General features: G+C 66.3%; 6 protein-coding genes. 4 read left to right on the top strand and 2 right to left on the bottom strand.

Annotation, left to right across the window (positions count from 1 at the left end):
• Positions 1 to 395 (bottom strand): hypothetical protein (locus ABWO90_RS12410; RefSeq protein ID WP_353191535.1); only part of this gene is annotated, 395 nt, incomplete at its 3' end.
• A 354-nt stretch (positions 396 to 749) separates the two neighbouring features.
• Positions 750 to 1706 carry a LysR family transcriptional regulator gene (locus ABWO90_RS12405; RefSeq protein ID WP_353191534.1) on the bottom strand — a complete coding sequence of 319 codons (957 nt, stop codon included), beginning with the start codon at positions 1704 to 1706 and terminating at the stop codon, positions 750 to 752.
• Between the two features lie 299 nt (positions 1707 to 2005).
• Here ABWO90_RS12405 and ABWO90_RS12400 point away from each other — a divergent pair, with 299 nt between their 5' ends.
• Genes ABWO90_RS12400 through ABWO90_RS12385 form a run of 4 tightly spaced genes read left to right on the top strand, consistent with a single transcriptional unit; the run spans position 2006 to position 6761 of the window.
• Positions 2006 to 3319, top strand: a complete 1314-nt coding sequence (locus ABWO90_RS12400) for an MFS transporter (protein ID WP_353191533.1) — start codon at positions 2006 to 2008, stop codon at positions 3317 to 3319.
• Entirely contained in the window at positions 3316 to 4095 is a 780-nt protein-coding gene (locus ABWO90_RS12395) for an SDR family NAD(P)-dependent oxidoreductase (protein WP_353191532.1), read from the top strand. Before ABWO90_RS12400 ends, ABWO90_RS12395 begins: the two co-directional genes overlap by 4 nt.
• 33 nt (positions 4096 to 4128) lie before the next feature.
• Positions 4129 to 5874 carry a dihydroxy-acid dehydratase gene (gene ilvD, locus ABWO90_RS12390; RefSeq protein WP_353191531.1) on the top strand — a complete coding sequence of 582 codons (1746 nt, stop codon included), beginning with the start codon at positions 4129 to 4131 and terminating at the stop codon, positions 5872 to 5874.
• Positions 5871 to 6761 (top strand): NAD(P)-dependent oxidoreductase, encoded by an 891-nt coding sequence (locus tag ABWO90_RS12385; protein WP_353191530.1) that lies wholly within the window; start codon positions 5871 to 5873, stop codon positions 6759 to 6761. Before ilvD ends, ABWO90_RS12385 begins: the two co-directional genes overlap by 4 nt.
• Positions 6762 to 6845 lie beyond the last annotated feature (84 nt).

The raw sequence follows: 6845 nt of genomic DNA, 5'->3' as shown, positions 1-6845 counted from the left end.
CCACCACCACCGCCGCCGCCACCGCCACCGCCACCGCCGCCTCCGCCACCGCCACCGCCACCGCCACCGCCGCCTCCGCCACCGCCTCCGCCACCGCCGCCACCGCCGCCACCGCCGCCACCACCGCCACCGTCGCCACCACCACCATGGCCGCCGCAGCCGCAGCCGCCCGCGCCGCCAATCCCGACGCCGACGCCAATGCCGACACCCGTACCGGTACCGCCTGGCCCACCGAAGGCGCCGAGCCCGCCGAGGCCACCGGCACCGAATCCGATGCCGCCACCTCCGCCACGCCCACCGCCACCACCTCCGGCAGCATAGGAAGCATTGATCGAAAGGCCGCACAGCATCGCCGCTGCGGCCGCCCCCACCAAAGTCGCCTTGAACCCGTTCATGGTTCCCTCCCCGCGCACGCGCACACTCACTTCGAAACACGCAGAACCCCGCCAGAAGGTTCTGCGTTACGGCGTGAGCGCGTCAGCCAAAATCGCGGGCAATAGAGAGCCGTCCCGTGCCATGACGCACAGGAGATCCTTGCCAACAGCCTGCGGGAATTCCGGGTTGGCGCTTCGCCATACACGATTCACATACGCGAATTCCGTGCCAGATAACCCAACCCATTGATTTACAACGAATTAATAACTCAACTTACAAGACATCAAAGCCTGGCGTGCGGAAAATGTATCGTTCATGAAACGCTTACAACGCGCACCAACTTGCAGCGCGCAGTAAAACGCGCGGAAAACGCGTCAGTTGGCGTCGATCAGCTCGGCCGACGACTCGCGCAAACAAGCCGCAAACAGTTGTGCTGCCGGGGTGGTGGTGTCTTCGCGCCAATACAGGATCGCTTCGCCCAACGGCCCCAGCGGCGGCAACGGCAATACGCGCATCGAGCCACGTTGCACGTAACGCCGGGCCAGCGAGAGCGGCAGGATCGAGACGAAATCGCCACCGCGCAGCAGCGACAGATTCAACGCCAGCGAACTCGACTCGATCGCCGGACGCTGCAACGTCACCCCATGCTCCGCCAGGATTTCGGCCATCGTTGCGAACGCAGGCGAGCCGCGCATCGGCGTGATCCAACGCACCTCCTGCAAATCCTGCCACGCTACCGGCGTGTCAGGACCGCCCAAGGCATGCCGCGTGCCCACCACGAACACGAACGGCTCATGATGGAGCGATTCATGGCGCATCACGGCCAGATGTCCCGTCACCCGATTGCGGCCGAGCGCCAGATCGAGGTTGCCTTCGTCCATCATCTTGAGCAGACGATCGAGCGTGGCTTCCACGAAGGAGAACGATGCCGTCGGCGCGCGGCGCGTAAAAAGCTCTACCGCATGCGCGATCAACGGCTGCGGGATCGTGACGACAGCGCCGAAGCGCACGTGGCCCGCGGTACCGGCCGTCAATGCGCTGACGTCGCGTCGCGCCAGTTCGATCTGCCGCAGAATCTCGCGTCCTCGTTCGACGAGCACGCGTCCGATCCCGGTCAACTCCACGGCGTTGCCCACGCGACGCACGACCGGCGCCCCCAAGGCTTCCTCGATTTCGGCGATCTGCTTGGAGATGGCTGGCTGCGTCACATGAAATGCGGCCGCTACGCGCGTGACCTGACGCAATTCGCCCAGTGTCACCAGCATGCGCAGGTGCCCGAGCTTCAGACCGCTACGGAAAAAACGTTCGATGGAGTTGTCGGCCGTGGGCATGGCGGGCGATGAGCAGTTGTCGAAAGGACGCACAAAGGACGGGGATCGCACCTCGGCGCAACGCCCAATCATAACCAAATGGTAATGTCGCGTGCGCAAAGTGTGATTTGCCGAGCGCCCGGCGCAGCCCTTACCCTGCGAACGAGCAGCACTGCCGTGCGGGCGTTCCCGCACGTTGGCGAACCGCCAGACGCGTCGAAGAAAACGCTGGCGATCCGCGCAGCGCACATAACCGAACCCGGGCAGGCTGCCAGATAACTCGACGTGCCCCACGGCACGCACCCACGGAGACAACACCCATGAGCACGTCCCTTTCCGGCGGCGCGCAGGCGTATGCCGGCGACCCGACGCAGCGCGATGCGCTGTACCGCAAGCTGACCTGGCACATCATGCCGTTCCTGTTCCTCGCGTTCATCGTGGCGTACATCGACCGCGTGAACGTGAGTTTCGCGAAGTTGCAGATGCTCTCCGACCTTTCGCTGTCGGAGACCGTCTACGGCGCCGGGGCGGGCGTGTTCTTCCTCGGCTACTTCATCTTCGAAGTGCCGAGCAACCTGATCCTGCATCGTGTTGGCGCGCGCATGTGGATTGCCCGGATCATGGTCACGTGGTCGATCATCTCCTGCCTGACGATGTTCACGCAGGGCCCTGTCTCGTTCTATGTGCTGCGCTTCCTGCTCGGCGTGGCCGAGGCCGGATTCTTCCCGGGCATCGTGCTGTACCTCGCCACCTGGTTCCCGTCGAACAAGCGCTCGCAGATCATCGCGCTGTTCATGGTGGCGATTCCGGTCTCGGGTGCCATCGGCGGCCCGCTGTCCGGCTGGATCATGCAGCAGTTCGCCGGCGTGCACGGCCTCGCGGGCTGGCAATGGCTGTTTCTGATCGAAGGTGTCGCGTCGCTGGTCGTGGGTATCGCGGCATTCTTCGTGTTGCAGGACCGGATCGAGACGGTCAAGTGGCTGAGCGCGGAAGAAAAGCGCCTGCTCGCCCAGGACCTCGCGGCCGACGACAGCACGCGCGCCCGTCACAGCGTGCGCGAGGTGTTCGGCAACGGCAAGGTCTGGCTGCTCGGCCTGCTCTACTTCTGTATCGCCATGGGCAACTACGGACTCGTCTTCTGGTTGCCGACGATGATCCGCGCCGCCGGGGTCGCCAACCTCGGCAACATCGGTCTGCTCTCGGCCGTGCCGTCGCTGATCAGCGCCGTGGCCATGATCCTCATTGCACGCCATGCCGACCGCCACAACGAACGCCGCATTCACGTGGCCGTGTGCTGTCTGCTGGGTGCCGCCGGCATGCTCGCGTCAGTGCTGCTGGCGCAACATCTGTGGTGGTCGATGGCCGCGCTCATCGTGGCCGCCATCGGCATCAACTCGATCGCGCCGGTCTTCTGGGGCATTCCCACGGCCATGATGAGCGGTGCCGGTGCAGCCGCCGCCATCGCGCTGATCAACTCGACCGGCAATCTTGCGGGCTTCGTGAGCCCGTACGTCATCGGCTTTCTGAAGGACAGCACCGGGCAACTGTTGCCGGGTATGATCGTGCTGGCGTGCGCCCTCGTCGGCGGAGCCTTCATCGTGCTCTCGCTGGGCTCGCAACGGGGTCGCGCATGAGTACACCTGTCTGTCTCGTGACCGGTGCAGCCACCGGTATCGGTGCCGCCACCGCCTTGCGTTTCGCGCGCGGTGGCTGGGCAGTGGCCGTCAATAATTTCGACGACAGCACGCGCGCCGCAGCCGAGGCCGTGGCAGCGCAATGCCGCGACGCGGGCGTGCAGACGCTCGTCGTCGACGCCGACGTGGGCGACGACGACGCCTGCCGCCGCATGGTCGATGCGGTGCGCGCCCAATGGGGGCGGCTCGACGCCCTCGTGAACAGCGCCGGCACCACGCGGGTGATTCCGCACGGCGATCTCGAGGCCATCGATGCCGACGAGTTCGAGCGCATCTATCGCGTGAACCTCATCGGCATGTTCCAGATGACGCGTGCGGCCGCGCCCCTGCTGCGCGAGCGCACGGCCGGCGAGCCATCGGGCAGCGTCATCAACATCTCGTCGCTGGCGTCGCTCAACGGCACGGGATCGTCGATTGCGTACGCTGCGTCGAAAGGCGCGGTCAACGCGCTCACGCTTTCGCTGGCGCGCAATCTCGCCCCGCAAGTGCGCGTGAACGCCATCGCACCGGGCATGGTCGACGACGGCCTGTTGCGCCGCGTGCTCGGCGACGACGCTTACGCCCGCGTGGTCGACGGCATGCGCGAGAACGCACCGCTCAAGCGGGTGTCACAGCCGTCGGAAGTCGCCGATCTGGCCTGGTTCCTCGCCGCACACGCGCCGGCCATGACGGGCCAGGTGCTGGCCATCGAAAACGGTTTGCTGCTCAACACCTGAGTGTTCGAGCGCTCCCTACAAGGAAGTCCCCCCATGACAGATCTGCACAAACACCGCTCCCGCACGGTCACCGAAGGCGTCACGCGCACGCCGCACCGTGCCTTCCTGCGGGCTACCGGCCTCGACGACGAAGCCATCGACAAGCCGTTTGTCGCCATCGTCGACACCTTCGGTGAAAACACGCCGTGTTCCATGTCGCTCAACCAGATCTCGGACAACGTGCGTCTGGGTATTGCCGCCGGTGGCGGTGTGCCGATTCGCGGCTCGGCGATCTCAGTCTCCGACGGCACCTCGATGAACCATTCGGGCATGCGCTTCTCGCTGGTCTCGCGCGAGACGATTGCCGACAGCGTCGAGTTGTTCGTGCGTGCGCATTGCTACGACGCGCTCGTGGGCGTGGCCGGTTGCGACAAGACACTGCCGGGCATTCTGATGGGCATGGTCCGTGTGAACGTGCCCGGGGTGTTTCTCTTTGGCGGCGCCATGCTGCCCGGCGTTGCTCCCGACGGTTCGCAGGCCACGATCCTGACCGCCATCGAGGCCGTGGGGGCGGCGCAACGTGGCGACATGTCGGCCGAGACGCTGCGTGGCATCGAAAAGCGTTGCACGCCGACAGCCGGTTCCTGCCCGGGACAATTCACGGCGAACACGATGGCCATGGTGGCCGAAGTGCTGGGCCTCGCCCCGCTCGGGTCGGCCATGGTGCCTGCGGTGTACAGCGAGCGCATCGCCATTGCCCGCCGCGCCGGTGAGAACGTGATGCGCGCGCTGCGCAACGGCGGTCCGCTGCCGCGCGATCTGGTCACACGCAAGAGTCTCGAGAACGCCTGCGCCGCCGTTGCGGCAACGGGCGGCTCGACCAATGCCATGCTGCATATCCCGGCCATCGCCCACGAAGCCGGCATCGAATTCACGCTGGACGACGTCTCCGAAGTGCTCGCCCGCACGCCGCTCATCGGCGACATGCAACCGGGCGGGCGCTACCTTGCCGTCGACCTGCATCATGTGGGCGGCGTGCCTGCCGTGCTCAACGCGCTGCTTGCCGGCGGCCACATTCACGGCGACACGCTCACGCAGAGCGGCGAAACGCTCGAAGCCGCGCTGCGTGCGTTTCCCGGTCCCGACGGACGTGTCGTCAAGCCCCACACCGAGCCGCTCTCCCCCAACGCCGGTCTCGTGGTGCTGCGCGGCAACCTCGCCCCGGACGGCGCCGCCCTCAAGACCGCGGGCCTCAAGCAATTGGCCTTCTCGGGTACGGCACGTGTGTTCGAGACCGAAGAGGACTGCATGGCGGTGGTCGCTGCGGGCACGTACCGCGAAGGCGATGTGCTCGTGATTCGCAACGAGGGCCCGAAGGGCGGCCCCGGCATGCGCGAAATGCTGAGTGTGACCGCGGCGATCTACGGGCAAGGCATGGGCGAGAAGGTCGCGCTGCTGACCGATGGGCGCTTCTCCGGCGCCACGCGCGGCATGTGCATCGGTTATGTCGGCCCCGAAGCGGCGGCAGGTGGACCGATCCGGCTGCTGCGCGATGGCGACCGCATCCACATCGATGCAATCAAGGGTAAGCTCGACGTCGAACTCTCCGACGAGGAACTCGCGGCCCGCGCGGCCGTGACCAAGCCTTTCGTTCGCGGACGTCTGGGCGGTGTGCTCGAAAAGTACGAAGCGCTCGTGCGTCCGGCGAAGCTCGGCGCCGTGACGCATTCCGGTGCCGTGGACTGGCCGTACGAAGCCTCGATCGGGGAGACGCCAACCCACGAGGAATCGAAACGATGACAACCCCACGCGTAGGCTTTTGCGGCATTGGCCGCATGGGCGAACCGATGACGCGGCGACTACTCGCCGCCGGACACGACGTCGCCGTCTGGAATCGCTCCAGCGCGAAGCTTGCCTCCCTGACCGATGCGGGCGCGATGGCCTGCGTCACCCCGCAGGCGCTCGGCGAGTGCGTCGACATCGCGTTGCTGTGCCTCGGCGACGGCAAGGCCGTGGAAGACGTGGTCTTCGGCGAGCACGGACTGGTGCATGCAGCCACGCCACCGCGATTTATCGTCGATCACTCGACGCTCTCGCCCGCGCTCACCCGCTCGCTCGCCAAGCGCTGGTTCGACGCCACCGGCAGCGTGTGGATCGATGCCCCCGTGTCAGGCGGCACCGGCGGCGCCGAGGCCGGCACGCTCGCGATCATGGCGGGCGGCCCCGCCGAGGCGATCGTTGCCGTCACGCCGGTGCTGCGCGCGTTCGCATCTCGCGTCACACGCATGGGCGACATCGGTGCCGGTCAAACGACGAAACTCGCCAACCAGGCCGTCGTCGCCACCACGCTCGCCGGACTGGCCGAAGCCTTCGTGCTCGCCAAACGCAACGGCATCGATACGGCGGCGGTGCCGTCGGCACTGCAAGGCGGCTGGGCCGATTCCGTTCTGATGCAGACGCTTTGGCCACGTATGGTGACGCCGCCCGAACACGCGACCGGCACCGTGCGCGTGATTCTCAAGGACCTCGATGCCATTGCCGAACTCGCGCATGCGAGCGCCACCGTGCAACGCGTGCTGCCGGAGGTACGCCGGTTGCTCAAGGACGCCGAACAGCGTGGCATGGGAGATTGGGACTTGTCGCAGATCTTCCGGATCGGTGAAACGGAGAGCGCGCCTGACGCCTGACGTCTGAACCGTGCACTGAAGCGTCACATGAGAAAGGGCCATGTCCGTCGCCGGACATGGCCCTTTGTTACTGCATCGGACTTC

Source organism: Pandoraea pnomenusa (genome assembly GCF_040391475.1).
GTDB classification, from domain to species: domain Bacteria; phylum Pseudomonadota; class Gammaproteobacteria; order Burkholderiales; family Burkholderiaceae; genus Pandoraea; species Pandoraea pnomenusa_C.
This window is presented reverse-complemented; position numbering and strand designations above follow the sequence as displayed.